Origin of the sequence: Sphingomonas psychrolutea (genome assembly GCF_014636175.1) — a bacterium.
Lineage (GTDB): Bacteria > Pseudomonadota > Alphaproteobacteria > Sphingomonadales > Sphingomonadaceae > Sphingomonas > Sphingomonas psychrolutea.
The window spans coordinates 170,368-195,936 of record NZ_BMDW01000006.1; the positions used below are offsets into that span (position 1 = coordinate 170,368).

Here is a 25,569-nt window from a genome sequence, read left to right on the forward strand (position 1 = left end):
GCGGAGAAGCGGCGTGAAGATCAATGTCGAAGTCGAATGCTCGCCCGAGGAAGCGCGGCGATTCATGGGTCTGCCCGATCTCGCCCCCGTGCATGAAAAATATCTGGCGACGCTGACCAATTCGATGGACGGTGTCGTCGCGCCCGATCTGATCGAGAATATGATGCGCAGCTGGATGCCAATGGGCGACGCCGGGATGGGGATGTGGCGCAAGATGTTCGAATCCTCCAACAAATAACCCGATGAGCGCGCGTGATACGATCTTCGCCGTGTCGAGCGGTGCGCCGCCGGCTGGCATCGCCATCGTGCGGATCAGCGGGCCGCGCGCCCTGCCGGTGGCGGCGGTGATTGCGGGCGCACTGCCCGATCCGCGCCGCGCAGCACTGCGCGTGCTCCGCGATCCGCGCGATGGCGCAGTGCTCGATCATGCCATCACGCTGGTATTTACCGGTCCACGCACGGCGACGGGCGAGGATTGCGTTGAGTTTCACGTGCATGGCGGACGCGCGGTCGTGGCGGCGGTCGAGGCGGCGATTGCGACGCAGCCGGGGACCAGGCACGCCGAGGCTGGAGAGTTCACGCGTCGCGCGCTGGAAAACGGTATCATCGATCTCACCGAGGCCGAGGGGCTGGGCGATTTACTTGCGGCGCAGACCGAGGGGCAGCGCCGGGCTGCACTGCGCATGGCCGAAGGTGGCCTGCGCGTTCTGGTTGAACGGTGGAGTGACGACCTCGTCGGCATCGCGGCCAGGATCGAAGCGCAGCTCGACTTTTCGGATGAAGACGATGTTTCCGACGAAGCCCTTGGAACGATCGCCGCCGACATTGCGCAGATTGCCGAGGCACTTGAACAGGTTTTGCGTGCACCGTCGGTCGAGCGCTTGCACGAGGGTGTGCGGGTGGTGATCGCGGGTGCGCCCAATAGTGGCAAGTCGACGCTGCTCAATGCCCTGACCGGGCGTGATGTCGCAATTGTGTCGCCGATCTCCGGGACCACGCGCGATCGGATCGAAGCGTCAGTCGTCCGCGCTGGTATGGCCTATGTTCTTACCGATACCGCTGGACTGACCCAAACCCCAGGTGACGCGATCGAGCAGATTGGGATCGACCGCGCGCGCGAAGCGATTGCCGGGGCAGATATCGTCGTGTGGCTCGACCAACCGGGAGACGGCAGCGTGAGCGACATTCGCGTCCATGCGCGATGTGACATGTCGGGACGAGAAACACCGGCCGGCGGCGCAGACGTCGCGCTTTCTGCGCGCACGGGGCAGGGTGTTGAAGCCTTATGGGAGCTGATCGCCGATCGCGCCACCAAGCTGTTGCCGCAGGCCGACAGTGTTGCGGTCAATCGGCGGCAGCGGCTCCTGCTGGCGCGGTGCCGCGATGCGTTGCGCGCAGCGAACAACAGCGATTTGCTGATCGTTGCAGAAGAGACGCGTCGCGCGTTGCGTGCGCTCGACGACGTCGCCGGTCGTAGTGGGATTGAGGATGTGCTCGACGCGATATTCTCGCGCTTCTGCATCGGGAAGTGATGTTCCACGTGGAACGCGCTGCATAGGCTTTGACATAGGCGGCGTCGCAATCTAGCCAAAACCGATGAAGCATTTCGACGTCATCGTCGTCGGCGGCGGGCATGCCGGGACCGAAGCTGCGGCTGCGGCTGCACGACGTGGCGCGCGCACCGCATTGATCAGCTTCGACGCCAGCAAAATTGGAGCGATGTCGTGCAATCCGGCAATTGGAGGGCTCGGTAAGGGCCATCTTGTCCGGGAAGTGGACGCGTTCGACGGCTTGATTGCGCGTGCGACCGATGCGGCTGGCATCCATTACCGTATGCTCAACCGAAGCAAGGGTACCGCCGTTCAAGGCCCGCGCGTGCAGGCTGATCGCAAGCGATATGCTGCCGCTATCCAGGCAATGCTCGCGGCGCAGAGCGATTTGCACGTGGTTATCGGCGAAGTCGTCGCCCTTGTACTCGACGGAGCGACGGTAAAGGGGGTCCGACTTGGGGATGGCAGCATCCTGTCGGCGTCTGCGGTCGTGTTGGCCACGGGCACCTTTCTTGGTGCTACGCTGTTTCGCGGTGAGGAGCGCTCGATTGGCGGGCGGATCGGGGAGGCCGCTTCTTCGTTGCTGGCTGGGCAGCTGCGTGCGGCGCGCTTGCCGATGGCGCGGCTCAAGACCGGCACGCCACCTCGGCTTGATGGTCGCACGATCGATTGGGCCGCGCTCGCTGAGCAACCTAGCGATGATGACGCGTGGACGATGTCGCCATTGTCCGAGGGTCGCGCACTGCCCCAGCTGCGCTGCGCGATCACGCGGACGACCGGCGCAACGCATGATATCATCAGGGGCGGGCTCGACCGGTCACCCTTGTTTGGCGGAGCGATAGCGGGGCAGGGACCGCGATATTGCCCCTCGATCGAGGATAAAATTCATCGCTTCGGCGATCGCGACGGCCATCAAATTTTCCTCGAGCCCGAAGGCCTGGACGATTCGACTGTCTATCCAAACGGTATCTCGACCTCGCTGCCGGTCGACGTCCAGTCGGCGATGATTGCGTCGATCCCGGGACTTGAACAGGCGCGGATCGTCGCGCCGGGTTATGCGGTTGAATATGATCATATCGATCCGCGGGCATTGGACGCGACACTTGAGGTCCGCGCGATGCCGGGGTTGTTTTGTTGCGGGCAAATCAACGGCACGACCGGCTATGAAGAAGCGGCGGGGCAGGGCCTCCTTGCGGGATTGAACGCCGCGGCCAAGGCGCTTGGCCGCAGCGAGATCGTGCTCGACCGCGCCTCCAGTTATCTCGGCGTGATGATCGACGATCTGGTCTTGCAGGGCATTACCGAACCCTATCGCATGTTGACCGCACGCGCCGAATACCGGTTGCGGTTACGATCGGACAATGCCGAAACACGTCTGGGCCCGATTGCGTCGGGGATTGGCTGCCTCAGCGCGGTGCGTGTAGCACGTATCGCCGCACGCGCGGCTGCCCGAGCTGATATTGAGCGGCGGCTGGCGCAATCGGTGCCTACCGCGGTGCTGATCGAACGTGGCGTCCCGATTGCGCCCGACCCGCAACGACGTAGTGGCGCTGACTGGTTACGCATCCCGGGCGTTACGATCGCCGAAGTCGCTCCCGACCTTCTTGTCACAGGAGACGCGGCCCTGGTTGCTGAAGTGGCCGAGGACGCGCGGTATGCACCCTATCTGGCGAGGCAGGATGGGGAGATCGTGCAGCAGCGGTCGAACGCGGGAATAGTCGTGCCCGCAGCGCTTGATTTCGCAGCGATTCCCGGTCTTTCGACCGAGATGATCGAGCGGCTGTCGGCGGCAAGGCCCGCCAGCGTTGGTGCCGCTGCGCGTGTGCGTGGGGTCACTCCGGCGGCGCTGACTGCAATTTTGCTGCAAGTGCGGCGGATCGCTGCATGACCGAGGACGAGGCCCGCGCGTGGATCGCGGCCCGGCATGGCGCGGAAGGCGTCGCGGCAATGGAGCAGATCGCGGTGGTGGTTATTGGCGCCGCAACGCAGCAGAATTTGGTTGCACCGTCGACCTTGGCAACAATGTGGTCGCGCCACATTGTTGATTCGGCGCAATTGCTGGAGTTGGCCGGGGAGTCCCAGCCGGACGCATTATGGGTCGATATTGGGAGCGGCGCCGGCTTCCCCGGCCTGGTTGTCGCCGCGCTCAGTGATCGCATCGTCTATCTGGTCGAGCCACGCCGGATGCGCGCGGCGTTCTTGAAGGATGCGGTTGAGGCGCTCGGGCTCGATGTTCGCGTGCGGGTGATCGCCGATCGCATCCAAGCAGTTTCCGGCGTTGTCGCAACCGTCATCTCCGCGCGCGCGGTCGCGCCGATTGCCGATCTTTTCGCGTGGTCGCAAGCGTGTACGTCCAAAAAAACGCAGTGGATTCTTCCCAAGGGCCGATCTGCGCGCGAAGATGTGGCAACCGCGCTCGAGACATGGCATGGTGTGTTTCACGTGGAACATAGCATCACCGATCCCAAATCGTTGATCGTTCTCGCATCAGGGGTGGCGCGTCGATGAACGTGATTGCTGTCGCAAATCAAAAGGGCGGGGTTGGCAAGACCACTACCGCGATCAATGTCGGGACCGCGCTCGCGGCGACGGGATCGCGCGTGCTGCTGCTCGATCTCGATCCACAGGGAAACGCGTCGACCGGCTTGGGGATCGCCCGCGCCGACCGGCATCATTCGACTTATGATATCCTGCTCGGTGAGACGCCGATCGAAGTCGCGGCAATGCCGACGTGCGTCCCGAAACTCGATATCGTTCCCGCAACCGTTGATCTCTCGGGTGCTGAGATCGAACTCGTCGAATATGAGGAACGCACGCACCGCTTGTCGCGTGCACTCGCCCGGTCGGATCATCGCTGGGACGTGGTGCTGATCGATTGCCCGCCGTCGCTTGGTTTGTTGACGCTCAATGCAATGGTCGCCGCCAATTCGCTGCTCGTGCCGCTGCAATGTGAATTCTTTGCGCTCGAGGGGCTGAGCCAGCTGCTCAGCACCGTCGAGCGGATCCGCGAACGCTTCAACCCCGGCTTGTCGATCCTCGGCGTTGCGCTGACGATGCATGACCGGCGCAATCGGCTGACCGATCAAGTCTCGAACGATGTCCGCGCGGTGCTTGGGCGCGTGGTGTTTGATACGGTTATCCCGCGCAACGTTCGGCTCTCCGAAGCGCCAAGTTACGGTCTGCCGGCGTTAATCTACGATTATCGCTGCCCCGGTTCCGAAGCCTATATCGCGCTGGCGCGCGAATTGATCGCGCGCCTTCCCAAGACCGATCAACCAGCAAGGGCCGCATGACCGACACGCCCAACCCGAGCCCGACCGCAACGCCGGTAACACCAGACGCTTCGGTCCTTGCGCGACCAAAGCCACGTTCGGGCTTGGGGCGTGGGCTCAATGCTTTGATGGGGGACCTCGCGCGCGAGGAGCCCGTTGGTGCAGGCAAGGACGGTGCTTCTCCTGGGATTCGGTCGCTGCCGGTCGGCTCGCTCACGCCGCATCCGGGCCAGCCGCGCCGACATTTCGACGAGGCCGCGCTCGAGGAGTTGGCGCAGTCGATCGCGCTGCGCGGTGTGCTGCAGCCGATCGTGGTGCGACCGCACGGGACAGGGTATCAGATCGTCGCCGGGGAACGCCGCTGGCGCGCCGCGCAGCGCGCGCGACTGCACGAAGTCCCCGTCATCGTCCGCACGTTCGACGATACCGAAACGCTCGAAGTCGCGTTGGTCGAGAATATTCAGCGGCAGGATCTCAATGCGATCGAAGAGGCCGAGGCCTATCATCGTTTGATCGACGAGTTCGGCCATACCCAGGAGGCGCTGGGCAAGCTGGTCAACAAATCGCGCAGCCACATCGCCAATCTGTTGCGCTTGCTCGAACTTCCAAAAGGGGTGCAGGAACGCGTCGTCACCGGTGGGCTGACGATGGGGCATGCCCGCGCGTTGATCGGCGCGCCCGATGTCGAGACGCTGGCGGATCAAATCGTTGCGCGTGGCTTGTCAGTTCGCGATACCGAACGGCTCGCACGGTCCTCGAAGAATGAGGGCAAGATCGAGACCAAGAGCGATAAGGGCGGCGGCAATGGCCGCGATCCTGATCTGGCCGCGTTGGAACATCAGCTGGGCGATCTGCTCGGGTTGGTGGTGCGGGTTTCGCACGGCGCCAAGGGTGGCACGCTAACCTTGTCCTACTCTACGCTCGATCAGCTCGACATGGTGTGTCAGCGGCTGACTGGCGAACGAATTTAACGCAGAGGATTTAGTCGCGTTGGCGGGCCGCCATCCGCGCGACGCCGAGCATGGCCGCGTCGGCGAGTACGCCACCGGCATTGGCGGGGGCCATTGTCGCGCGCTCGGCGCGGCGGACTCGGTCGATCGCGTCGCTTAGCTTTGGCGACGACCAGGTTCGCAGCGCGCGTGCCGTGATCGCGCGCTCGCGGAAAAAAACGCGCTCGACCAAAGCGTTGACATTGCCACCGCCGTCGATTTCGCCGCGCAACTCGGCCAGCGCCATCAACCGCCGGACCAATTGGCGCAGCAGCGGAATCGGGGAGACACCCGCAATACCGAGTTTCGCCAATTCGTCGCCGAGCCGATCTGGCCCGCCATCGATCGCCGCGTCGATCGCGCGCGACATTTCGGCGTCGCCAAGGTCCGCGCCGATCGCATCCAGCGCGGCATCGTCGAGTTCGCGTGGCCGTTCGGGTGCCGCGTCGAGGAACAAGGCGATCTTCTCCAGCTCACGCGTCATTACCGCGCGGTCACCCGCCGCCGCCGCCGCGATCCGCGTTGCCGTCGCGCCCGTCGTGCGCAAGCCATATTCGCGCGCAATGCTTGTCGCGATCTTGTCGGCTTCGCCTGCGTCAGGGACGTAGAAGACACAGGCCATCGCGCGGGGATCGCCGGTGGCGAGCTTGACCAGGCCCGACGTCGCCTTTGCGCCCGGTGCGATTACCACGACCGGATTTCCCGCGCGGGGTGCGGCCAGCAACATTGCGCATGCTTCGACGCTTTCCTCGCCCGCGCCAGTCACGCGGATGTGGCGGTTGGTGCCGAACAGCGAGAGCGACGCGGCTTCGTCGGCAAGGCGGCCTGGGTTGGATTTGAGCAGCGCCGGTTCCAGATCGACCCGCTCCGCATCGGGTCCCATCGTGCGCGCAAGGCGTGCGGCAATCTCGCGCGCTCCAGCTTCATCAGGGCCGTGGAGGACATAGAGGCGCACATCGCCGCTGGCGGCGTCGATCGCGCGGGTGAGCTGGTTGAGATTGGCTTTCACGCGGTGACCCGGTTCAGGTCACGGAGCTTCGGGGGCGGTACGCTGGACATAGGTGGCGACCCGCGCGACGATCTGATCCGCGACGATGCCCGAAAGACGCTCAAGCGCGGTATTTTCCGCCGCGATTGTGGCATATTCCGATTTCACGACATCGATTCCGGCGTCGGATCCGGCCGCCGCATCGAGCAGCACCGAGCCGTTAGCAAGATCGACCAATTGGTAGCGCGCCCGCAACGTCCGTCGTTCGCGCGTGACGCTATTGTCGCGGCGCACGCCAAGGCCGGCAATCTGGTCGTCGAGCTTCATTTCGAGCCGATAGCGCGGGGTTCCGCCGGTGTGGAGCCGATCGCGCAGTGCATTGGCCATCAGCCACCCCGCTTTGCCCTGGATCGGGGCGACCTCGACTTGGGCAAGCGTCGAGGCGACCGTGCCCGAACTCCCGCCGGAATAGAGCGGATGTAGCCCGCAGCCCGAAAGCGCGAGCAATACTGCGGCGAGGCCGAGTGCGCGCTTCATGCGACGAGGTTCACGAGGCGATCGGGCACGACGATGACCTTGCGAGGCGCCTTGCCTTCCAGAATCCGCATAATCTTGTCCGACGCAAGCGCTGCCGCTTCAAGTGCCTCGCTTGACGTGCCCTTGGCCATGACGAGCGTGTCGCGCAGCTTTCCGTTGATCTGCACCGCGATCGTCACTTCATCCTCGACCAGCAAGGCCGGGTCGACCGCGGGCCACGCCGCATCGGCGATCAGTCCGTCGTTTCCGGCGGCGGCCCAGGCTTCCTCGGCCAAATGCGGGGCCATTGGCGCGATCAGGCGCATCAGTGCGGCAATCGCCGTGTCGCGCGATCCCGACGGCGCAGCGCGTTCGATCGCATTGACCAATTCGTACAGCTTGGCGACCGCCTTGTTGAAGGCAAGGGCTTCAATATCAACGGCAATCCCAGCGATCGTCTGATGCAGCTTGCGGTCGAGCTCGGCGTTTTTCGCCGCACTTTCCTCTAACCTTTCGCCGTCGAACAGCCGCCATAAGCGCTGAATGAAGCGCCATGATCCTTCGATTCCAGCCTCGCTCCACGGCAGATCGCGCTCGGGCGGCGAGTCGGACAGCATGAACCAGCGCGTCGCGTCGGCACCATATTGATCGACGATTCCGGTGGGGTCGACGGTGTTCTTCTTCGACTTCGACATCTTCTCGATGCGGCCGACCGTCACCGCCTCGCCGGTCGCCCGCTCGATATAACCATCGCCCCGCTTCTCGATGTCGTCGAGCGACAGCCACAACGGCTTGGTGATGGTGTCGACGCCGTCGGAGCCGGTCTCGGTCACTTGGCGGCTATAGGTTTCGTGCGTCACCATGCCTTGCGTGAACAGTCCGGCAAAGGGTTCGGCCACGTCGAGCATGCCGATGTGTCGGAGCGCACGGGTCCAGAAGCGGGCGTAGAGTAAGTGGAGGATCGCATGCTCGACCCCGCCGATATATTGCGCAACGGGCAGCCATTTTTCCGCAACGCCGCGATCGAACGGCTTGTCCTTCGGCTGGCTGGCGAAGCGGATGAAATACCACGACGAATCGACGAAGGTGTCGAGCGTATCGGTCTCGCGCCGGGCATCGGCCCCGCAGGTCGGGCAGGGTACGTGCTTCCAGGTCGGATGGCGGTCGAGCGGGTTGCCGGGAATGTCGAAGCTGACATCCTCGGGCAGAATCACGGGCAGTTGATCGCGCGGAACCGGCACCGCGCCGCAGGCGTCACAGTGGATGATCGGGATCGGCGTGCCCCAATAGCGCTGACGGCTGACGCCCCAGTCGCGGAGGCGAAAGACGGTCGAGCCGGTGCCCCAGCCTTCGCCCTCGGCGCGCTGGATCACGGTGCGCTTGGCATCCGTGACGTCCATGCCGTCGAGGAAGTGCGAATTCACCAGCGTGCCGGGGCCGGTATAGGCGGTGTTGCCGACGAACGCCGGATCGGTCTCATCGCCGCCCGAAACGACACGGCGCACACGCAAATCATATTTACGTGCGAAATCCAGATCGCGCTGGTCGTGCGCGGGCACGCCGAACACCGCGCCGGTACCGTAGTCCATCAGTACGAAATTAGCGATGTAGACGGGAAGGCGCTGTGTCCGATCGAATGGATGCGTCGCGGTCAGGCCGGTGTCGAAGCCGAGCTTTTCCTGCGTGTCGAGCTCGGCCGCGGTCGTGCCGCCGCGCTTGCATAAAGCGATGAAGTCCGCCGCCGCCGGAGCGTCGGCAGCGAGTGCCTGTGCGATCGGATGGTCGGCCGCGACCGCGACGAAGCTCGCGCCGAACATGGTGTCGGGGCGGGTGGTGAACACCTCGACCGATCCGCCGTCGGACAGCGCGAACGAAAAGGTCAGACCTTGGCTCCGCCCGATCCAATTTTCCTGCATTAACCGGACCTTGTCGGGCCAATGCTCGAGCCCGCTCAAGCCTTCAAGCAGCTCGTCGGCAAAGTCGGTGATCTTCAGGAACCATTGCGACAGCTTGCGCCGCTCGACCAAGGCGCCCGAACGCCAGCCGCGCCCGTCGATCACTTGCTCGTTGGCAAGGACCGTCATGTCGACCGGGTCCCAATTGACCGACGATTCTTTGCGATAGACGAGGCCGTGGCGAAACAGTTCGAGGAACAGCGCTTGCTCATGCCCGTAATAGTCTGGCTCGCACGTCGCCAGCTCGCGGCTCCAGTCGAGCGCGAAGCCGAGCCGCTTCAACTGCGCCTTCATCACCCCGATATTATCGCGGGTCCACCCGCCGGGATGGACGCCTTTTTCCATCGCGGCATTCTCGGCCGGCATGCCGAACGCGTCCCACCCCATCGGATGCAGCACTTCCATGCCCTGCATCCGCCGGAACCGCGCGAGCACATCGCCCATCGTATAGTTGCGGACATGCCCCATGTGGATCTTCCCCGACGGATAGGGGAACATCTCGAGGACATAAGAGCGCGGCTTGGGGGAGTTATCGTCCGCGGCGAAGGTGCGGGCATCGTCCCACACCTTCTGCCAAACCGCGTCCGCCTTCAGCGCGTTGAAGCGTGACGCCATCGGAACGCTGTCCTATCCGGCAACGGCGGCGCGGCGCAGATCGCGCGCCTTGGTGAGGATGATGTCCTCGAGTTTTTGCACCGTTGCCGCCTGCACGGGTGCCGCGACCCACTGGCCGCCCTGGTTGATTTGGCGGAGATACGCGACGCGCAAGCCATCGGCGCGCAGGTCCTGGTCGAGGATCGTCACGGTCACCTTGACGCGCTCGGTCGGGGCGGCGGGGTTGATGTACCAGTCGGTCACGATCACGCCGCCGTTCGAATCGGTCTGCAACAGCGGCATGAAGCTCAGCGTGTCGAGGCTGGCGCGCCACAAATAGGCATTGACGCCGATCGTCATAACTTTGGACGCGGCAAGATCGGCATTCTTCGGGCGTCCGCCTTTATGCGCGCAAGCCCCGAGCGACAAAGCGGCGAGCGAAACCAGGGCGACAGTGCGGAACGCGGTGCGGTTCGCGGTGCGGAGGATCATCGGCTGTTCCTGAACAAAACGGTATTGGGGTCGGGCGGTATCTATAGAATGTCCCACGTATGCCGCAAGCGACACATAGGGCGGGAGACGGGTCGGCTGGTGTGTCCTTCGAGACACTCTTTCGAGAAATTGAGTCAAGAAGGTGGCAGGGCGGATTCGAATCGTGATAAGTGCGGTATAACGTAAGGGTGCTGCCAAAGCACAGTGTTAGGGGTTGCTCGTGTTCTCTGCTCGCTGGATGTCCGGAATTGCGTTGGGGTCGCTCGTCGTCCTCGGCGTAGCCGTGGCTCCGGCGCTTGGCGCAAGCGACGTGCCCGGACAGCGGCTTGCGGCGCGCGGCACTGCGGTGTTCGTGCGCGGTATCGGCTCGTTCACCCCGGCTTCGGCCGATCCGCGACTCGCCGCGATCTTCGCGCGGGGCGGTCTTGATACCAGCGGTTTCCGCTTCACCCCGTCAGAGGTGCGCCGCGCCGGCAATCGCGCCGTGTCGGTTGCGGTTCAGGCCCGGTCGGTGCGCAGCGGAACGACTGTCGATCGTACATCACCGCTGCCGGTCGCAACCGTGGCGCTCGCGCCGATCGCGTATAATCTCGGTGTTGCGGTTGGTTGGAAGCGCTTCGCGGTGACGGGGGATGTCTCGAAGGTCGATCTTGCGGGTCTGCCCGGCGCGCGCGAGGCGGCCGATGTTGGCGTCAGCTATACCGGCAAGCGCGTTAGCGGGCGTGTCAACGCTTCGGCGGATCGCCCAGTGGGCAACGGGCCCAAGCTGATCGAGGACGCTCCCGCCTATTCGATCGATGTCGGCGGCTCCTACGCGCTGACTCGTCGCCTCGATGTGACCGCCGGCGTGCGTTATACGGCCGAGCGGGACCGTTTGATCGTGCAACCAGCGACCGATCGTAACGGGCGCGACAGCCGCGCGGTCTATATCGGGACCGCTTTCCGCTTCTAACGCGACGTCAGGCCGTCGATCGCGGCCCATCCGGCGAATCCCAAACTTTTCATCCGCTTGAAGCGCGTACGCGTCATCCCGCCAAGCGCAATTGCAGGAATGCCTGCCGCCCGCGCGATGGTTGCCGCGCGTAACGGACCCAAGGCGCGCGCACCCGGATGGGTCCGCGTCGGATAGACTGGCGAGACCAGGATCACATCGGCCTTGCGCCGTCGCGCGGCAATCGCCTCGCGCACCGAATGCCCGGGGTGAAGGTGGAGGGTCTGTCCTGTCACGCCTGCGCGGACCACGATCAGCCGCCGCCGCGCCGCGACCCGCGCCAAGCGTGCGAAGATCGCCGCGCGTTCGGCAGGTGTGGTCGCAAAGTGCCGAAACACCACGCCGCTCCCGCGCGGCAACCGGTCCAGCGCGGCCCACAGCGCCTCACCCATGCGCTCGTCGGTCATCAACCACAGCGTCGGCAAGGCTTTCGGCGGAATGCTGGGGTGACGAAGCGCCATCAGGCAGCCTATAGCGCCGCGAATGTCCACCGACGACCCCACCACCCGTCTTACCGCCGTCCAGACGAAAATCGCTCAGGCTGCAGCGCTTGCCGGACGCGAGCCCGATGGCGTCACGCTGATCGCGGTGTCGAAGACGCGCGTGGCCGAGGAGATCGAACCGCTGCTGCGCGCGGGTCAGCGCGCGTTCGGGGAAAATCGCGTGCAGGAGGCGCAGGCGAAATGGCCCGCATTCCGCGAAGCCTATCCCGATCTCGCGCTGCATCTCGTCGGCCAACTCCAGTCGAACAAGGCCGACGATGCCGTAGCGGTGTTCGATGCGATCCACTCGGTTGATCGCGCTTCGCTGGTATCGGCGCTCGCCCGCGCGATGGATAAGATGGACCGGCGCCCGGCGTGCTTCGTCCAAGTCAACATTGGTGACGAGGCGCAGAAGGGCGGTTGCACGATCGATTCGCTGCCCGCGTTGCTGGCCGACGCCCGTGCGGCGGGCTTGCCGGTTGCAGGGCTAATGGCCGTGCCACCCGCCGATACCGAGGCCGCCCCCTATTTCGCCTTGCTTGCCAAGATCGCGCGCGACCACGGGCTGGATGGCCTCAGCATGGGCATGTCGGGCGATTATGAGGTGGCAACGATGCTTGGCGCAACGCATGTCCGCGTTGGTACGGCGCTGTTCGGGGTACGGGCATGAAATTCGACGCGCTGATTTTCGATTTCGATGGCGTGCTGATCGAGAGCGAAGCTGTCGGAAACCGGCAAATCGCCGATTATCTTACCAGCATCGGCCATCCGACCAGTGCGGCCGATTCGTTCGCCAATTTCATGGGCTTGTCGGGGTCGGCGTTTCTGGCCGCGATCGAACGCTGGATCGGACGCCCCTTGCCCGAGGGTTTCCATGTCGCGCGCAAAGCCGAGGACGACCGAATTATGCGCGAAGGCATCGACGCGGTCGAAGGCGCAGTGCGTTTCGTGTTCGATTTGCCCACGGATCTACCCAAGGCGATCGCATCATCGAGTTCGACCGCCTGGATCACCCGGCATCTCGATCACATTGGCCTGCGTGATATGTTCGGCGACCGGATCTTTTCGGGCAAGGAGCACGTCGCGCGCGGCAAGCCTGCCCCCGACATCTATCTCCATGCTGCCACGGCGCTGGGCGTGCCGATCGCACGCTGCGCAATCCTCGAGGATTCGCCCGTCGGCGCGACCGGGGCGGTGGCGTCGGGCGCGCACGTGATCGGGTTCGTCGGAGGCTCGCATTGCGGGCCGGATCATGCGGATAAGTTGCGTGCACTTGGCGTGCGCGATATCGCCGCGACCTTCCATGAGGTTGCCGGCTTGCTCGGCTAGAATTGATGCCCCGTGCGGTCGCGCTTGGTTGCGAGGTAGCGGGCATTGTGCGGATTGGCGGGCAGGATATGCGGGACGCGTTCGGCGACCGAAATGCCGGCCGCCTCCAATTGTGCGACCTTCTCGGGATTATTGGTCAGCAGCCGCACCGACCGTTGCCCGAGCAAGTCGAGCATGCGCGCCGCCACCGCGAAATTGCGCGAATCGACCGCAAAGCCCAGCCGCGTATTGGCGTCGACCGTGTCGAACCCCTGATCCTGCAAGGCATAGGCGCGGAGCTTGTTGATCAGCCCGATGCCGCGTCCCTCCTGGCGCAAATACAACACGATGCCCCAACCGCTCGCTTCGATCGCTTCGATCGCGGCGTGCAATTGCGGCCCGCAGTCGCATTTCAAGCTGCCGAGTACGTCGCCGGTCAGGCACTCGCTATGCAGGCGGACGAGCGGCGGGCGACCGTCGGGCGCGCCGATCAGCAAGGCGATGTGCTCGCCCGGCATTTCGGGCGTGCGGAACGCGACGATCTCGGCATTCTCGGCCCCCGCCACGGGGAGATGCGCGCGCGTGGCGATGGTCAGCCGCGCGGCGTCTTCGTGCGCGTCGATATCGGCGGGGGTGAGTTCGATCGCCGCCGAAACACCGCTCATGGCGCAAAACGCCGGCAGGACGCCTCCGATCCGCGCAAGCCGCAGCGCTGCCGCTCCCGCATCGTGCTCCGCAAGGCAGATCGCACGGAACGGCCCCTTCAGCGGCACGCTCAAATCGAATTGCGGGTCGGACAAGGCGGTCGCCATCGCGAAATCGATCCACGGCGCGCGTTCGATCAGCACCGGCGCATCGGGTGCGGCGGCATCGCGCTGATTGGCGAGTTTCAGCGTTGCCGCACGCCCCGCCGAAAGCAGGATCGGCGCGCTGCCTGTCGGGTCGAACCCGGCGAGTCGCTCCGGGTCGGCGGTCTCGATCGGCAGGAGCGCCAGCGTCCCATCGATCCCGGCAATCGCCACTGGCCAGCCGCGCCGCAGCGCGTCGATCGCCAGCGCGGTTTTGTGCGCGCCGGGGGATGCGGCGCTCAAATCTGGAACTCGGTCATGATCGGCACATGGTCGGAGGGTTTGAGCCAGGAACGGCATTCCTCAAACACATGGTGTCGTGTGGCGGTCGCCGCAATATCAGCGGTTGCCCACATATGGTCGAGCCGCCGCCCGCGATCATTGACGGTCCAGTCGGCCGAGCGGTAGCTCCACCAGGTATGCAGCCGCGCGGGTTCGGGAAAGAAATGGCGCCCGAGATCGACCCAGCTGTTCGACGCCTTGAGCTGCGCCATCGCCGCGACCTCAACCGGCGTGTGGCTGACCACGCCGAGCAATTGCTTATGGTTCCACACGTCCGCTTCGAGTGGTGCGATGTTGAGATCGCCGACCAGCAGCGTCGGCCCGCTGAGCGCCTCCGACCAGCGCGTCATCCGCTCAAGGAAATCGAGCTTCTGCCCGAATTTGGGGTTGGCGTCGCGGTCGGGCACGTCGCCCCCTGCCGGCACATAGACATTTTCGATTCGCATCCCGTTCGCCAACCGCACGCCGACATGCCGCGCCTCGCGATTCGCTTGCCAGTCGAGCCGGTCGTCCTCCGCCAGCGGCACTTTCGACAAGATCGCGACACCATGATGCATTTTCTGCCCGTGCAGCACGATGTGGCGATAGCCGAGCGCGCGGAACGCCGCTGTCGGAAAGTCCTGATCGATCACCTTGGTTTCCTGCAGGCACAGCACGTCCGGCGCCATCTCGCGCAGGAATTTCTCGACGATCTCGATCCGAAATCGCACGGAGTTGATGTTCCAGGAAACAATCTTGAGCGGCAAAGGCATCAGCGCGCTGTACCGAGGTGCGCGGCGCTATGCCAGCCGGACATAGAAAGGCCCTCGCTCCGGGGGCATGGAGCGAGGGCCGACCTAGCGTTCGTCACGCAGGCGGGAAGTGTGTGCCCGGGTAACAGGGGGAAATCCCGAAACACCCACATCCGCAAGCCCGTACCTAGCGGGGCGAACCTGTCGCCAATATGAATGGCGCTCACTTTCGCCCGGAATTGCGCACCGGATCGCGCCACTGAAACGCTCCGTCGCTAATGGCTGCATTGAAGCGCTGATTGGACAGGCGAATCGTTGTGCGGTTGTTCTGCGAATCGAGCGCGACCCAGCCCTGCAGCATCAAACCGCCGGGTGCCGCCGCATTGCGCGCGAAGACCATGCTGATCCGACCATATTCGGGATGTTTGGGGTCGGCGGCATCGATCGCGATCGTCGCCGGGTTCCCGGTGGGCACGACCGTGGCGATCTTGCTGATGTCGCGCGACGGGTCGAGCAGGATGCCGAGCGGCGAATTGCCAATCGGCCAGCGCTGTTTTTGCCCAACTGAATAATCGAGGAACCACAAAGATTTGCCGTCGCCGACGATTAGGATCGGCACGCTCTTTTCGTATTGAAAGCGAATCTTGCCGGGCTTTTTCAGCGTCAGCGCCCCGGTCAGCACCTTGCCGGCGCGATCGGTCTGGGCGAAGTCAGCGGTCATGCTCTCGACGCTTTGCAGATGGCGTTGCACCGATGACAAATCGCTCGATGGCGCGGCCGTTACCACCACCGATAGTGCGACCAAGGCGGGAAACGCGATCAGCGCTGGGACGCGCAGGCGCATGAGAATTTCTCCAAACAATGAGGTCGCACAAAGCAGTATTGCGTTTGAACAGCTTGTGAACGTCTGCGCTTACAAAGGGTTGCCGTCGCGATCGCGCAGGACTTCGCGACGGCCGACATGATCGGGACGGCTGACGATCCCGTCTTTCTCCATCCGCTCGATCAGCCGCGCTGCACTGTTATAGCCGACGCGAAGCTGGCGCTGGACCCACGAGGTTGAGGCCTTCTGGCTTTCCACCACCAATTGGATCGCCGCGCGATATTGCTGGTCCTCGGCCGAATCCTCGCCGATCGGCGCGCCGTCGAGCGCGAAACCGTCGGCAGGTTCTTCGGTGACGGCGGTGTTGTAATCGGGTCGTCCCTGCGCGCGCCAGTGATCGGTGACCGCACGGACTTCGTCGTCCGACACGAACGGCCCATGGACGCGCACGATGCCCTTGCCGCCGGGCATATAGAGCATGTCGCCCTTGCCGAGCAGCTGTTCGGCACCCTGTTCGCCTAGGATGGTGCGCGAATCGATCTTGGAGGTGACGTGGAAGCTGATTCGCGTCGGCAAATTGGCCTTGATCACGCCAGTGATGACATCGACCGACGGGCGCTGCGTCGCCATGATCAAATGGATTCCCGCTGCGCGCGCCTTTTGCGCCAGACGCTGAATCAGGAATTCGACTTCCTTGCCCGCGGTCATCATCAGATCGGCCAGCTCGTCGATGATCACGACGATTTGCGGCAGCACCTGATAATCGAGCGTCTCTTCCTCATAGATCGGTGCGCCAGTCACGGGTTCATAGCCAGTCTGGACCTTGCGCCCGAGCGGCTGGCCCTTGGCCTTGGCGGCGCGGACCTTATCGTTGAAGCTGGCAAGACTGCGCACGCCGAGCGAGGACATCTGGCGGTAGCGATCCTCCATTTGTTCGACGGTCCATTTCAGCGCGCGCACCGCCTTGGCCGGATCTGTCACCACCGGCGCATAGAGATGCGGAATGTCCTCATACATGCTCAGTTCGAGCATCTTGGGATCGATCATGATCATCCGGCACTGGTCGGGTCGCAGGCGGTACAGCAGCGACAGGATCATCGAATTGAGCCCAACTGACTTGCCCGATCCGGTTGTTCCTGCGACGAGCAAATGCGGCATCGGCGCGAGATCGGCGATGACCGGGTCGCCCGCGATATTCTTGCCCAGCACCAGCGATAGCGCGCCCGGCTGCCCGCCGGAATGGTCGTCCAGCGCATCGATCAGTTCGCGCAAGCCCACCGTCTCCCGCTTGGCATTGGGCAATTCGATGCCGATCACCGTCCGTCCGGGGATGGTCGCGACGCGCGCCGAGACCGCTGACATGTTACGCGCGATATCGTCGGCGAGCTGGATCACGCGGTTCGCCTTGATTCCGGCGGCGGGTTCGAGCTCGTACATCGTGACGACCGGGCCGGGGCGCACGTTGATGATCGATCCCTTGACGTGGAAATCGCTCAGCACCGTCTCGAGCAAACGGGCGTTGCGATCGAGCGCGACCTTGTCGATCGGGCCGCCAACCGCAGGCGGGGTGGGTTTGAGCAAATCGAGCGACGGGAGCGTCGACGTGTCGCCAAAATCCATGCTGGTTTGCTTCGCGCGCGGTTTGGCAACGGTAACGGGGGTCATTTGGCGATCGGCGATCACCGGGCCGGGGCGCGAATCGGGTTTGGCGAGCGCGCGCGGCATCGACAGTTTACGAGGGCTAGGTTCCGGCGCGAATACATCTTGCTCGAGCGCGACATTACGCTGATCGGTCAAATGCTTCGGTTCGCGTGGCTGCCGCTCGCGGCGTTCGCCCATGTCGATCGTGAAGCTGTACGCCCAGAGCGCAACCCCGCCCGCACCCAGCAGCACGCCGATCCCGCGCGCGGTCCACAGCATCGCGGTCGGGTCGCCGATCAGCGCGATCGCCGCACGCAGCAGATCAGCCAGCGCAAGCCCGACAATGCCGCCCCAACCGGCCGGGAGCCACGGCACCGCCGCGCCCGAAATCACGCCGAATGTCGTGGCGACCAGCGCCACCCCGCCCGCCGATAGCAGCAACATCAGTCGCCAGCGCCCGACCGCCACGTCGCGCCACAGCCGGAGCGCGATCAGCAACACCGTCGGCAGCAGCAGGACGATCCCCGGACCAAGCAGCCAGAAGGCCCCGTCGGCCACGAAGGCGCCGGGTTTGCCGAGCCAATTCTGTGCAGGGCTGCCCGAGGCGGTGTTGAGCGATGGATCGCTGGCATGATAGCTCGCCACTGCGAGCACGATCAATATGACCGCGAGCGCGAGTACGATCGCCCCGATCAGCGCGCCGCTGCGCACGGCGCCGGCCCGGACGGTTTCACGCCACAATGGTGGCTGCGCGCGGCTCGCCATATCTGCTTTCCGATGTTCGCTATCTGTGCTGTGGAATCATCGCGCGCAGCGGTGCGTCCGTCAAGCGGAACGCGCGTTTGGCAGGACCGCCGCCAACGGTTAGAGGTGCCTTATGGAAACAGCAGACGTAATCATTCTCGGCGGTGGACTCGTCGGCAGCGCCCTCGCCGTAACGCTCGACGCGCATGGCTTGAGTGCCATCGTCGTCGACATTGCCGATCCCGAGGTGATCCTCGCGGCCGGGTTCGACGGGCGCGCTTCGGCGATCGCGGGGGCGCCGTGGCGGATGCTGCAGGCGATCGGCGTGGCCGAACGGCTCCTGCCCTTCGCTTGCCCGATCGAGGGGATTCGCGTCAGCGACGGGCTCGAACCCGGCGCGCTCGATTTCGCGCCCGAGCCGGGCGATGGTGCGCTCGGGCATATGGTCGAGAATCGCCGGTTGCGCGCCGCCTTGTTCGAGGCGGCGTCATCCGCGCCACGCGTCGACGTGCGGATGAAGACGCGGGCGGTCGATGTCGATCGCGGCGAGCACGGCGTCACAGTCACGCTCGATTCGGGCGCGGTGGTCAAGGCCCCGCTGCTGATCGCTGCAGAGGGGCGCGGTTCGCCGATGCGCGAGAAGGCCGGCCTGCGGGTGGCGCGCTGGACCTACGACAATGCCGCGATCGTAACTTCGCTGTATCATGAGCGTAGCCACGAGAATATCGCGTTCGAGATCTTCTATCCCGACGGGCCGTTCGCGATCCTGCCGCTCAACGATGACGAACAGGGCCACCGCTCGTGCATTGTCTGGTCGGTGACGCGCGACCAGGCGCCGGGGATGCTGAAGCTGTCCGAGCGCGGTTGGCTCGCCGAAGCCGACAAGCGCATCGGCGGGTTCCTCGGCAAACTGGGGCCGCTCGGCGCGAGATCGAGCTACCCGCTCGGCTTTCATCATGCCGCGAAGATCGTGTCGAACCGCATGGCGCTGGTCGGTGACGCGGCGCACGGCATCCATCCGATCGCGGGGCAGGGCGTCAACGTCGGCTTCCGCGATGTGGCGACGCTGGTTGAGGTGCTGGTCGAGGGCAAGCGCACCGGGCTCGATTTGGGCGATCCGCAACTGCTCGCGCGCTATGACCGCTGGCGCAGCCTCGACACCTTCATGGTGTCGGTTGCGACCGACGGGCTGACGCGGCTGTTCGGCGTGCCGGGCAAGACCGCCAATGCGGTGCGGCGGCTAGGGCTGTCGGCGGTCCAGCAAATCCCGCCGCTCAAGCGCCGGTTTATCGCGGAAGCGCGGGGCGAGAGCGGGGATGTGCCGAAATTGCTGCAGGGGATGACGGTTTAGCCGGTCAAACCGCTAGCAAGGCACCATGATTTAAATCTGGCGCAGCCCAACCCCGTTCGGGCTGAGCCTGTCGAAGCCTTGCGCGTCCAAACACTGCCGAGGTTCACGCTGCCGTTCGACGCGCTCAGGGCGAACGGCGCTTTGCAGGCGGTGCGGCGGGGTTCGCGCGTTGCGACTCGGTTCCGATCCGCCGCTGCGTGTCTATCTGCTCCATCGCCGCGACCTTTTTCGGTTCGAACAAATTGGCGAAGAACATCCAGACCATCATTGTCGCGCCGCCTTTACGGCCCTTGCGCTTCGCCTTGCTCATTGCAACGTCACCGAATCCTCGCCGTCATGCCGCCCGAAGAACTGCATCAGCTGGATGATCAGTTCCGCCCGGTCCTCGATCCCGTCTGCCTCCAGCATCGCCTGCTTCGCCGCCACGTCGAACGGTGCGATTTGCGCGATGCCGTTGACCAAAGCCGCATCGTCGAGCCGCGTCACCGCGTCCCAATCGACCGCATAGCCCTGCGAATCGGCGAAGGCGCGCGATTCGCTTTCGAGCGCTGAGCGGCGCGAGAGGGACAGGATTTCGGGCTCGCTGGGAGCGGGCAGCAACTCCGCTTCGACCTGGCGGAAGGCGGTCGGCACGTCGAGCTCGCGCACGATGCGGAACAACGACAGTCCTTCGAGGATGAGATTGTAGCGGCCATCCTCGCTCGCCTCGAACTCGGCGATCTTGCCGACACAGCCGATGTCGAACAGCAAAGGCTTGTCGGGTTGAGCCGGCACATTCGGGCGCGGCTGGACCATGCCGATTCGCCGGTCGCGCGCCATCGCGTCGGAAATCATCGCGCGATAGCGGGGCTCGAAGATGTGCAGCGGCAAATGCATGCCCGGAAACAGCAAGGCGCCGGGCAGCGGGAAGATCGAGAGGCGGGTGATCGTCACGTGAACAGGATCGCAGAAAGCTTGCGGCGCTGCGCTGAGACCCACGGGTCTTCCAGCCCGACGACTTCGAACAGCTTGAGCAATTGCGTGCGCGCCGCACCCTCGTTCCACGCCCGGTCGGCGGCGATCATCGCCAGCAGCGTCTCGGCGGCGGCATCGCGGTCGCCCGCGGCCATTTGTCCGCCAGCAAGCTCAAAGCGCTTGTCGAAATCTGCCGGATTGGCCGCGACCTCGGCGGCAAGCCCCGCGAGATCATCGACCGGCTTGGCCTCGCGTGCGAGTGCCAGCGCGGTCTTCGCCCGCTCGATCTCAGGCAGCTTGGCAATATCCTCGGGCAGCGCCGCGATCGCCGCCTCGGCCGCATCGGTCTGCCCATTGGCGACCAGCGCGCGCACCATGCCCGACAGAACGGCGGGATGGTCGGGTGCCATCTCGGCCAATTGCGTGAAGACGCTGACGGCGCGCGCGGCATCGCCCTCGACCAGCACTTGCTCGCCCATCGCGACCAGCGGTTCGAGTTCGGCCTCGATGCCGGCAGCCTCGCTTTCGATCGGCAATTGTTTCAGGATCTGGTCGAGCATCGTGCGCAGTGCCGACTCGGTACGCGCCGGGGTCAGGTCGGCAACCAATTGCCCCTGAAACATCGCATAGACGGTCGGGATCGACTTGACCTGGAATTGCGCGGCGATGAATTGGTTCTTGTCGGTATCGACCTTGGCCAGCACCACGCCCTTGTCGGCATAGGCCGCCGCGACCTTCTCCAGTAACGGGGTCAGCGCCTTGCACGGGCCACACCATTCCGCCCAAAAATCGATGATCACGAGACTTGTCATCGACGGTTCCACGACATCGCGGCGGAACGCCTCCACCGCGTCGCGTTCGGTTGCACTCATTCCCAGCGTTGCCACGTGTCGCTCCGTTTGATGGTCCGTTCGATACTCTGCGCCTTATGTGGGCGCTCGGCGCTGCAAGCCAACCCTTTTCGTACGTGCGCGGCGGATGACGGATAAGGGCTTGCCGATCTGCGATGTCGCTGTTAGACGCCGCCCTCTTACCCGCCCGGTCTTGCACCGGGACACGGCGCCAGAGCGGGCGTAGCTCAGGGGTAGAGCACAACCTTGCCAAGGTTGGGGTCGAGGGTTCGAATCCCTTCGCCCGCTCCAGTTTTCAGCCATTTTTGGTGTTTCCTAGCCGTCCTTTTTGGGCGCCAGGTTACACATAGGTAACAATCGCGCGCGGCTGCGCGCCGATCTCATCCGCCTTCGTTTTGTATGCGGTCGAGATGGTCTTCGAACAGGCCGGGCAGCACAAGGCCGAGGCTATGGTCAGCGACGGCATTAAAAAAGCCCGGCGGGTCAGGCCGGGCTCCTTTCCGTTTCGCATGATCGGCGGCTACATCAGGATGGCGCGTACCATCTCCCGCCGGTCTTCGCGCCCGACAAGCTCACTCCAGACTTCGCGCGCTTGTTCCTCTTGGGCGTCTCCGAACGCCTTCCACCCGGTCCACACCTTGTCATCTTGCACGACGTACCAGCCGCCCGCCGCTTCGAAGCGACGCAGCCAATCGAGCGGGTCGAAGGGATCACAAGACATCGTCGATCTCCCGTCCGTAATGCTCGCAGCCGCCGGGGTCGGCGATCGGGCAACCCGGCCCCCAATGGCCGTGGTGCATAAAGTCATCTTCGGAGTTGTTGCCGTCGAGTTCGTCGCCATCCGGCTCTAGGTCCGAATTCGACTCGGCGAGGTCGAGCAAGTCGATCGCGACCGTGATGAACCCGGCGAGCTGGTCGCGGTCGAAGCGGGACATGACGCGGAAAATGGCCGCAGGAGGCACAGGGACGGCGTTTCGGGCGTTCACGCCGCCCGGTAAAGCCACGGCGCTCATTCCTGCACCTGTGGCCGCGTGAGGGCGGCAATGATGTCGTTGAACAGCTTGCACCCGACTTCGCGATCGAGGCCGAAGCAGAACGCGTCGAAGGACTTGTGGACCGCCGCGAGCTTGAGCCCGAGATGAGCCTGGCTGGTCGTCGGATCGGCCATCATCGCCGCGAAGGCTTCGTCGGTTTGCGCCGTCGCGGTTTCGAGCAACGCCTCTTGCTCCAGAGACGTTGCGGGCATGGCGTTTTCGGCGTCCTTCAGCGCGCGCCATGCCGCATGGAGACTGTCGAAGGCGACGGGCGTCGGTATTGGGTTCATGCGCATGTTCAACCCTCCGCCAAGCTGATTTCGAGGTGGCGGCGCGCGCTGCGGCAAGCCAGGTCAAGCCGATCCTCGAATGACAGGGCCGGGTCGCGGGTAACGCGGGCAGTCCACTTTGCCAGCATTGAATGGTTGCGCACGTAGGTTAGCCCACGCCGCGCGCGGGAAACTGGCGTGTCGGGGAATGGCAGAATGATAGGTGCGCGTGTCGGCGCGCCCGTGATAGGGGCGTGTGTAGCCATGGTCGTTCTCCAGAACGGTTGCGGTTAAGAGCGGCGCAGGGTGGCTAGACCCTTGCGCCGCTCTGCATTTTAGGTAATACGCTATTGCAATGGCGTCAATAGAAAAAGTAATACCTAAAAAGCGCGGGCGTCCGGCGACGGGCAAAGCCCCGATGTTGGCGTTTCGCTCCCCTCCTGAATTGACCGCAAAGGTGGAAGCGTTCGCCACACAAATTGACGAGCCGCGCTCCGAGGCAATACGACGCCTCGTCCAGGCTGGACTTTCCATCGCGCTGAAGTAGCTTGCCCTTTTATTCGGGGGGAATCGAAATGCGCTTGCTCATCGCCATCTTTTTGCCGTGGCTTCTCTTTTTTACGATCGGCCGCATTTTTGCAGGCATCGTTTGCCTTGTGTTGCAACTCACGCTGATTGGTTGGCTTCCTGCGACCCTTTGGGCAGTGTTCGCGCTCAGCCAATTTAAAACAGATGAAAAAATCGCCGCCTTTAGTCAGCAGCAACCCCGGTGATAAGTCTGCTGCTAGTTGCGTTGCAGGCAGCCTCGCCGACGCCACCCGCCCCGGTGCCGACACCCGTCCCCGCCGCAACACCAGAGTATCGGGTTGGTGTTTCTCGACTGTCCGATGTGATTGCGAAGTTGGGCAAGCCGAACACCGTAACGACGATCTCCGACGGCTCCACCGTTGCTGCGTTCGTGTCGATGCGCACGCGGGTTAAAGGGGCAAGCTTTGTGCCGATCGTCGGCATGTTCGCGGGTGGGGCTAAATCCAAGGTAAGCGTGAAGGTGTTCACGTTCGGGTCGGACGGCCTGTTGAAAAGCTTCTCTGCCACAGACTCGGCGAACGACTGCAACGTCGGAATTCAAGGTGCGAATTGCCACTGACTCGCGGATGATGGCTTCCTCGGCTGTCTCGGCTTCCTTTACCGATACGATCTCGCGCGGCTTGGGGTTAAGGGCACGGCGCACGGTATCATCGCTTAGGCCGGTAGCCTCGGCTACTTCCCGCGCGATACTTTTCGGCCTTCCGCCTTGGGGGCCGGATTTAGGTTGTGCCGCAGTTTGCGGCGAAACCTGTTTGCGAGCCTCCAACAGATCGGCGTAGCGCCGGATATGCTCGTCCCGCTGTTCCTTGGTCAGATCGAACCGGTGCAGGTTCTCCGCAATCTCCCACATCTCGGCCTTAACGGCATCGTCATCGACCTCGATACAGTCGATGTGCGACCAGCCAGGACCTGCCGTCTGGCAAAGACCGCCGTCGCAACTAAATTTATAAGGGCATGGATACCGAAGCCCACCAGCGCGTTTAAACGGAACCTCACCGAGAATGACTCAGCCCTGCTGGCAACGGCGGGGCTTTTTTTCGATCCGCTCAACCGCCCTAGGCCTCGCCAACGTCGATCAGCTTCGCCTCGCGCACCGCAACCTCGCAGAGCAGCCCAAAGGTGACTTGCGCGACCCAGTTATGAACGCGCTCGAAAGCGTCGCCGCCATCGGTGCTGTGGTGCTGATCGGCGAGGAACGCATGGCGGAGAAAGATGGGGCGTAGCCGGTCCATCATCTTGGCCACTTCCGACGACGCCACGCCATTGCCGCAATAGCGTTCGCGCAGCATCCGCTCATAGGGTCGCCACTGATCGGCAAAGGCTTCGGGGGATTCTGCGTCGGCTTGGAAAATGGGCATATCGGCTCCTTGAACCAGTGACTGGGTAATGATCGCGGCCGTTCCGTTTGCGGTCCAAGTGACCATAGTTCCCGGTAAGTTACCCCCTGACTCGACTCTCCGTCGCCGTTCGATAACTTGTGGGTGAACGAATCGGAGGGAAGTCATATGTCGTATTCGCAACTGAAATCGACGCCGGAGGGAAAAGCGGCGATGAAGGAGGTCGAAGAAATGATCGCCAAGGCGACCAAGCCATTAATTTCTCGCATCGCTAACCTCGAAAGCGAGGTCGTTGCCTTGCGCGATCATCTGGACGGTAAGGACTAATCCCTTCCAAATTTAGTCTTGTCGAACCGCCCTTCGCGGTGAGCCATGATGACCGCCTTCGCCAATGCACCTCGGTTGGCGAAGATTTTGTCGGGTGTCGCCGTTCCGGTGTGGTCGTGATATTCAACGTTGTACGTGTGGCCCCCTCCGTCGTTCGCTGCCGCTGGCGCATTGCTGTTCGCAGCCGATGCTGTGGGCATTGAGGCGAACGGCGTCGAGACACTCGCAGGGAGCCGCCAACTGCCTCCACTAAGCATGTCGCGAAGCGGGTTGGCGAATTGCGCGCTCAGCACCATCTCGTCTTTGTGAGCGATAAGATGCGCGCCGTCGTAAGGCACGCGGTCCATGCCGCCCTCGGCACTGAATGCCATAATGCCAGCGAAGGCAGTAGCAGCCGCGACCGGCGCGAGGATCGGGCCGACGATCGGGATGCCGACCATCGCATGATAGGCGGCGGCGGCACCCGACTTGGCGTGAATGACGACTTCCCGCATGTGCGCTGCTTCAGAGGCAATTTTCTGGGTGGCCAGCGCGACAATCCAGTTCTGAACGGCTTTGTTGCAAAACTGACGTTGGGGATTCACGTAGGGAATCGAGTGGGATAGATGGGCGTGATGCCCAAACCTGCCGCACCTGTGTATCGCACGACGAA

At 63.9% G+C, this 25,569-nt stretch carries 30 protein-coding genes and 1 tRNA gene; 14 read left to right on the forward strand and 17 right to left on the reverse strand.

The features are described from left to right. Window positions 1-13 precede the first annotated feature (13 nt). The 6 genes from IEV62_RS06925 to IEV62_RS06950 all read left to right on the forward strand — a co-directional run bounded on the left by IEV62_RS06925 (window position 14) and on the right by IEV62_RS06950 (window position 5,793). Entirely contained in the window at window positions 14-238 is a 225-nt protein-coding gene (locus tag IEV62_RS06925) for a DUF6489 family protein (RefSeq protein ID WP_188446120.1), read from the forward strand. Between the two features lie 4 nt (window positions 239-242). Then, the gene (gene mnmE / locus IEV62_RS06930; protein WP_188446121.1) at window positions 243-1,532 is read left to right on the forward strand and encodes a tRNA uridine-5-carboxymethylaminomethyl(34) synthesis GTPase MnmE; all 1,290 of its coding nucleotides are present in this window, start codon (window positions 243-245) and stop codon (window positions 1,530-1,532) included. Between the two features lie 64 nt (window positions 1,533-1,596). Beyond that, a complete protein-coding gene (gene mnmG, locus IEV62_RS06935) occupies window positions 1,597-3,438 on the forward strand; it encodes a tRNA uridine-5-carboxymethylaminomethyl(34) synthesis enzyme MnmG (RefSeq protein WP_188446122.1) in 1,842 nt (613 codons plus the stop codon). Continuing rightward, window positions 3,435-4,058, forward strand: a complete 624-nt coding sequence (locus IEV62_RS06940) for a 16S rRNA (guanine(527)-N(7))-methyltransferase RsmG (protein WP_188446123.1) — start codon at window positions 3,435-3,437, stop codon at window positions 4,056-4,058. The genes mnmG and IEV62_RS06940 overlap by 4 nt, the downstream gene beginning before the upstream one ends. Continuing rightward, window positions 4,055-4,843 (forward strand): ParA family protein, encoded by a 789-nt coding sequence (locus IEV62_RS06945; protein WP_188446124.1) that lies wholly within the window; start codon window positions 4,055-4,057, stop codon window positions 4,841-4,843. Before IEV62_RS06940 ends, IEV62_RS06945 begins: the two co-directional genes overlap by 4 nt. Before the next feature lie 107 nt (window positions 4,844-4,950). Beyond that, window positions 4,951-5,793 carry a ParB/RepB/Spo0J family partition protein gene (locus tag IEV62_RS06950; RefSeq protein WP_188446176.1) on the forward strand — a complete coding sequence of 281 codons (843 nt, stop codon included), beginning with the start codon at window positions 4,951-4,953 and terminating at the stop codon, window positions 5,791-5,793. Between the two features lie 10 nt (window positions 5,794-5,803). Here IEV62_RS06950 and IEV62_RS06955 read toward each other — a convergent pair whose 3' ends face one another. Genes IEV62_RS06955 through IEV62_RS06970 form a run of 4 tightly spaced genes read right to left on the reverse strand, consistent with a single transcriptional unit; the run spans window position 5,804 to window position 10,356 of the window. After that, window positions 5,804-6,820: a DNA polymerase III subunit delta gene (locus IEV62_RS06955; protein WP_188446125.1), complete on the reverse strand. Its 1,017-nt coding sequence runs from the start codon at window positions 6,818-6,820 to the stop codon at window positions 5,804-5,806. Window positions 6,821-6,838: 18 nt separating this feature from the next. After that, the gene (gene lptE, locus IEV62_RS06960; protein WP_188446126.1) at window positions 6,839-7,336 is read right to left on the reverse strand and encodes an LPS assembly lipoprotein LptE; all 498 of its coding nucleotides are present in this window, start codon (window positions 7,334-7,336) and stop codon (window positions 6,839-6,841) included. Then, window positions 7,333-9,885: a leucine--tRNA ligase gene (gene leuS, locus IEV62_RS06965; RefSeq protein ID WP_188446127.1), complete on the reverse strand. Its 2,553-nt coding sequence runs from the start codon at window positions 9,883-9,885 to the stop codon at window positions 7,333-7,335. The genes lptE and leuS overlap by 4 nt, the downstream gene beginning before the upstream one ends. Window positions 9,886-9,897: 12 nt before the next feature. Beyond that, window positions 9,898-10,356, reverse strand: coding sequence for a DUF3576 domain-containing protein (locus IEV62_RS06970; protein WP_188446128.1), 459 nt, complete (start codon window positions 10,354-10,356; stop codon window positions 9,898-9,900). 220 nt (window positions 10,357-10,576) lie between these two features. Here IEV62_RS06970 and IEV62_RS06975 point away from each other — a divergent pair, with 220 nt between their 5' ends. Then, the gene (locus IEV62_RS06975) at window positions 10,577-11,308 is read left to right on the forward strand and encodes a hypothetical protein (RefSeq protein ID WP_308510663.1); all 732 of its coding nucleotides are present in this window, start codon (window positions 10,577-10,579) and stop codon (window positions 11,306-11,308) included. On the opposite strand, the gene IEV62_RS06980 is transcribed toward IEV62_RS06975, so the two are convergent. Next, window positions 11,305-11,808, reverse strand: a complete 504-nt coding sequence (locus IEV62_RS06980; RefSeq protein ID WP_188446129.1) for a thiamine phosphate synthase — start codon at window positions 11,806-11,808, stop codon at window positions 11,305-11,307. The genes IEV62_RS06975 and IEV62_RS06980 overlap by 4 nt on opposite strands. 22 nt (window positions 11,809-11,830) lie before the next feature. Here IEV62_RS06980 and IEV62_RS06985 point away from each other — a divergent pair, with 22 nt between their 5' ends. Both IEV62_RS06985 and IEV62_RS06990 read left to right on the forward strand, forming a co-directional pair. After that, window positions 11,831-12,499: a YggS family pyridoxal phosphate-dependent enzyme gene (locus IEV62_RS06985; protein WP_188446130.1), complete on the forward strand. Its 669-nt coding sequence runs from the start codon at window positions 11,831-11,833 to the stop codon at window positions 12,497-12,499. Further along, on the forward strand, window positions 12,496-13,158 hold the full coding sequence (locus IEV62_RS06990) for an HAD family hydrolase (RefSeq protein ID WP_188446131.1): 663 nt from the start codon (window positions 12,496-12,498) through the stop codon (window positions 13,156-13,158). The genes IEV62_RS06985 and IEV62_RS06990 overlap by 4 nt, the downstream gene beginning before the upstream one ends. Here IEV62_RS06990 and ribA read toward each other — a convergent pair. The 4 genes from ribA to IEV62_RS07010 form a co-directional block, all read right to left on the reverse strand. Further along, complete coding sequence (gene ribA, locus IEV62_RS06995) at window positions 13,155-14,228, reverse strand: GTP cyclohydrolase II (RefSeq protein ID WP_229732880.1); 1,074 nt, start codon at window positions 14,226-14,228, stop codon at window positions 13,155-13,157. The two genes, IEV62_RS06990 and ribA, sit on opposite strands and share 4 nt — an antisense overlap. Further along, complete coding sequence (locus IEV62_RS07000; protein ID WP_188446133.1) at window positions 14,225-15,019, reverse strand: exodeoxyribonuclease III; 795 nt, start codon at window positions 15,017-15,019, stop codon at window positions 14,225-14,227. Before IEV62_RS07000 ends, ribA begins: the two co-directional genes overlap by 4 nt. Window positions 15,020-15,221: 202 nt before the next feature. Continuing rightward, the gene (locus IEV62_RS07005) at window positions 15,222-15,842 is read right to left on the reverse strand and encodes a LolA family protein (protein WP_188446134.1); all 621 of its coding nucleotides are present in this window, start codon (window positions 15,840-15,842) and stop codon (window positions 15,222-15,224) included. Window positions 15,843-15,911: 69 nt separating this feature from the next. Further along, window positions 15,912-18,227, reverse strand: a complete 2,316-nt coding sequence (locus IEV62_RS07010; protein ID WP_188446135.1) for an FtsK/SpoIIIE family DNA translocase — start codon at window positions 18,225-18,227, stop codon at window positions 15,912-15,914. Between the two features lie 112 nt (window positions 18,228-18,339). Between IEV62_RS07010 and IEV62_RS07015 the strand changes: the two genes are divergently transcribed. Next, window positions 18,340-19,557, forward strand: coding sequence for a UbiH/UbiF/VisC/COQ6 family ubiquinone biosynthesis hydroxylase (locus tag IEV62_RS07015; RefSeq protein ID WP_188446136.1), 1,218 nt, complete (start codon window positions 18,340-18,342; stop codon window positions 19,555-19,557). Window positions 19,558-19,681: 124 nt separating this feature from the next. Here the strand turns inward: IEV62_RS07015 and IEV62_RS07020 are convergent, their stop codons facing one another. Genes IEV62_RS07020 through IEV62_RS07030 form a run of 3 tightly spaced genes read right to left on the reverse strand, consistent with a single transcriptional unit; the run spans window position 19,682 to window position 21,383 of the window. Then, window positions 19,682-19,867 carry a hypothetical protein gene (locus tag IEV62_RS07020; RefSeq protein WP_188446137.1) on the reverse strand — a complete coding sequence of 62 codons (186 nt, stop codon included), beginning with the start codon at window positions 19,865-19,867 and terminating at the stop codon, window positions 19,682-19,684. Beyond that, window positions 19,864-20,490 carry an LON peptidase substrate-binding domain-containing protein gene (locus IEV62_RS07025; RefSeq protein ID WP_188446138.1) on the reverse strand — a complete coding sequence of 209 codons (627 nt, stop codon included), beginning with the start codon at window positions 20,488-20,490 and terminating at the stop codon, window positions 19,864-19,866. Before IEV62_RS07025 ends, IEV62_RS07020 begins: the two co-directional genes overlap by 4 nt. Beyond that, complete coding sequence (locus tag IEV62_RS07030) at window positions 20,487-21,383, reverse strand: tetratricopeptide repeat protein (RefSeq protein WP_188446178.1); 897 nt, start codon at window positions 21,381-21,383, stop codon at window positions 20,487-20,489. Before IEV62_RS07030 ends, IEV62_RS07025 begins: the two co-directional genes overlap by 4 nt. A 195-nt stretch (window positions 21,384-21,578) precedes the next feature. On the opposite strand from IEV62_RS07030, the gene IEV62_RS07035 reads away from it, so the two are divergent. Then, window positions 21,579-21,653, forward strand: a tRNA-Gly gene (locus IEV62_RS07035). 229 nt (window positions 21,654-21,882) lie between these two features. On the opposite strand, the gene IEV62_RS07040 is transcribed toward IEV62_RS07035, so the two are convergent. From IEV62_RS07040 to IEV62_RS07050, 3 genes are all read right to left on the reverse strand, one after another. Then, window positions 21,883-22,083 (reverse strand): hypothetical protein, encoded by a 201-nt coding sequence (locus tag IEV62_RS07040; protein ID WP_188446139.1) that lies wholly within the window; start codon window positions 22,081-22,083, stop codon window positions 21,883-21,885. Further along, window positions 22,073-22,297 (reverse strand): hypothetical protein, encoded by a 225-nt coding sequence (locus tag IEV62_RS07045; protein ID WP_188446140.1) that lies wholly within the window; start codon window positions 22,295-22,297, stop codon window positions 22,073-22,075. Before IEV62_RS07045 ends, IEV62_RS07040 begins: the two co-directional genes overlap by 11 nt. 74 nt (window positions 22,298-22,371) lie before the next feature. Further along, entirely contained in the window at window positions 22,372-22,692 is a 321-nt protein-coding gene (locus tag IEV62_RS07050; protein ID WP_188446141.1) for a hypothetical protein, read from the reverse strand. Window positions 22,693-23,240: 548 nt separating this feature from the next. Between IEV62_RS07050 and IEV62_RS07055 the strand changes: the two genes are divergently transcribed. After that, window positions 23,241-23,438 carry a YqaE/Pmp3 family membrane protein gene (locus tag IEV62_RS07055; RefSeq protein ID WP_188446142.1) on the forward strand — a complete coding sequence of 66 codons (198 nt, stop codon included), beginning with the start codon at window positions 23,241-23,243 and terminating at the stop codon, window positions 23,436-23,438. A 53-nt stretch (window positions 23,439-23,491) separates the two neighbouring features. Further along, entirely contained in the window at window positions 23,492-23,812 is a 321-nt protein-coding gene (locus IEV62_RS07060; protein ID WP_188446143.1) for a hypothetical protein, read from the forward strand. A gap of 496 nt (window positions 23,813-24,308) precedes the next feature. On the opposite strand, the gene IEV62_RS07065 is transcribed toward IEV62_RS07060, so the two are convergent. Continuing rightward, complete coding sequence (locus tag IEV62_RS07065) at window positions 24,309-24,611, reverse strand: hypothetical protein (RefSeq protein ID WP_188446144.1); 303 nt, start codon at window positions 24,609-24,611, stop codon at window positions 24,309-24,311. A gap of 123 nt (window positions 24,612-24,734) precedes the next feature. Here IEV62_RS07065 and IEV62_RS07070 point away from each other — a divergent pair, with 123 nt between their 5' ends. Beyond that, window positions 24,735-24,917 carry a hypothetical protein gene (locus tag IEV62_RS07070; protein WP_188446145.1) on the forward strand — a complete coding sequence of 61 codons (183 nt, stop codon included), beginning with the start codon at window positions 24,735-24,737 and terminating at the stop codon, window positions 24,915-24,917. Here IEV62_RS07070 and IEV62_RS07075 read toward each other — a convergent pair. Continuing rightward, a partial coding sequence (locus IEV62_RS07075) for a hypothetical protein (RefSeq protein WP_229732882.1) occupies window positions 24,914-25,569 on the reverse strand: 656 nt, incomplete at its 5' end. The genes IEV62_RS07070 and IEV62_RS07075 overlap by 4 nt on opposite strands.

Bases quoted from the DNA above. Each gene is read 5' to 3' on its own strand.
- mnmE (WP_188446121.1), top strand. From the start codon at position 243: ATGAGCGCGCGTGATACGATCTTCGCCGTGTCGAGCGGTGCGCCGCCG.
- mnmG (WP_188446122.1), top strand. From the start codon at position 1,597: ATGAAGCATTTCGACGTCATCGTCGTCGGCGGCGGGCATGCCGGGACC.
- IEV62_RS06940 (WP_188446123.1), top strand. From the start codon at position 3,435: ATGACCGAGGACGAGGCCCGCGCGTGGATCGCGGCCCGGCATGGCGCG.
- IEV62_RS06945 (WP_188446124.1), top strand. From the start codon at position 4,055: ATGAACGTGATTGCTGTCGCAAATCAAAAGGGCGGGGTTGGCAAGACC.
- IEV62_RS06950 (WP_188446176.1), top strand. From the start codon at position 4,951: ATGGGGGACCTCGCGCGCGAGGAGCCCGTTGGTGCAGGCAAGGACGGT.
- lptE (WP_188446126.1), bottom strand. From the start codon at position 7,336: ATGAAGCGCGCACTCGGCCTCGCCGCAGTATTGCTCGCGCTTTCGGGC.
- leuS (WP_188446127.1), bottom strand. From the start codon at position 9,885: ATGGCGTCACGCTTCAACGCGCTGAAGGCGGACGCGGTTTGGCAGAAG.
- IEV62_RS06970 (WP_188446128.1), bottom strand. From the start codon at position 10,356: ATGATCCTCCGCACCGCGAACCGCACCGCGTTCCGCACTGTCGCCCTG.
- IEV62_RS06980 (WP_188446129.1), bottom strand. From the start codon at position 11,808: ATGGCGCTTCGTCACCCCAGCATTCCGCCGAAAGCCTTGCCGACGCTG.
- IEV62_RS06985 (WP_188446130.1), top strand. From the start codon at position 11,831: ATGTCCACCGACGACCCCACCACCCGTCTTACCGCCGTCCAGACGAAA.
- IEV62_RS06990 (WP_188446131.1), top strand. From the start codon at position 12,496: ATGAAATTCGACGCGCTGATTTTCGATTTCGATGGCGTGCTGATCGAG.
- IEV62_RS07000 (WP_188446133.1), bottom strand. From the start codon at position 15,019: ATGCCTTTGCCGCTCAAGATTGTTTCCTGGAACATCAACTCCGTGCGA.
- IEV62_RS07005 (WP_188446134.1), bottom strand. From the start codon at position 15,842: ATGCGCCTGCGCGTCCCAGCGCTGATCGCGTTTCCCGCCTTGGTCGCA.
- IEV62_RS07010 (WP_188446135.1), bottom strand. From the start codon at position 18,227: ATGGCGAGCCGCGCGCAGCCACCATTGTGGCGTGAAACCGTCCGGGCC.
- IEV62_RS07015 (WP_188446136.1), top strand. From the start codon at position 18,340: ATGGAAACAGCAGACGTAATCATTCTCGGCGGTGGACTCGTCGGCAGC.
- IEV62_RS07020 (WP_188446137.1), bottom strand. From the start codon at position 19,867: ATGAGCAAGGCGAAGCGCAAGGGCCGTAAAGGCGGCGCGACAATGATG.
- IEV62_RS07030 (WP_188446178.1), bottom strand. From the start codon at position 21,383: ATGAGTGCAACCGAACGCGACGCGGTGGAGGCGTTCCGCCGCGATGTC.
- IEV62_RS07040 (WP_188446139.1), bottom strand. From the start codon at position 22,083: ATGTCTTGTGATCCCTTCGACCCGCTCGATTGGCTGCGTCGCTTCGAA.
- IEV62_RS07045 (WP_188446140.1), bottom strand. From the start codon at position 22,297: ATGTCCCGCTTCGACCGCGACCAGCTCGCCGGGTTCATCACGGTCGCG.
- IEV62_RS07050 (WP_188446141.1), bottom strand. From the start codon at position 22,692: ATGCGCATGAACCCAATACCGACGCCCGTCGCCTTCGACAGTCTCCAT.
- IEV62_RS07055 (WP_188446142.1), top strand. From the start codon at position 23,241: ATGCGCTTGCTCATCGCCATCTTTTTGCCGTGGCTTCTCTTTTTTACG.
- IEV62_RS07065 (WP_188446144.1), bottom strand. From the start codon at position 24,611: ATGCCCATTTTCCAAGCCGACGCAGAATCCCCCGAAGCCTTTGCCGAT.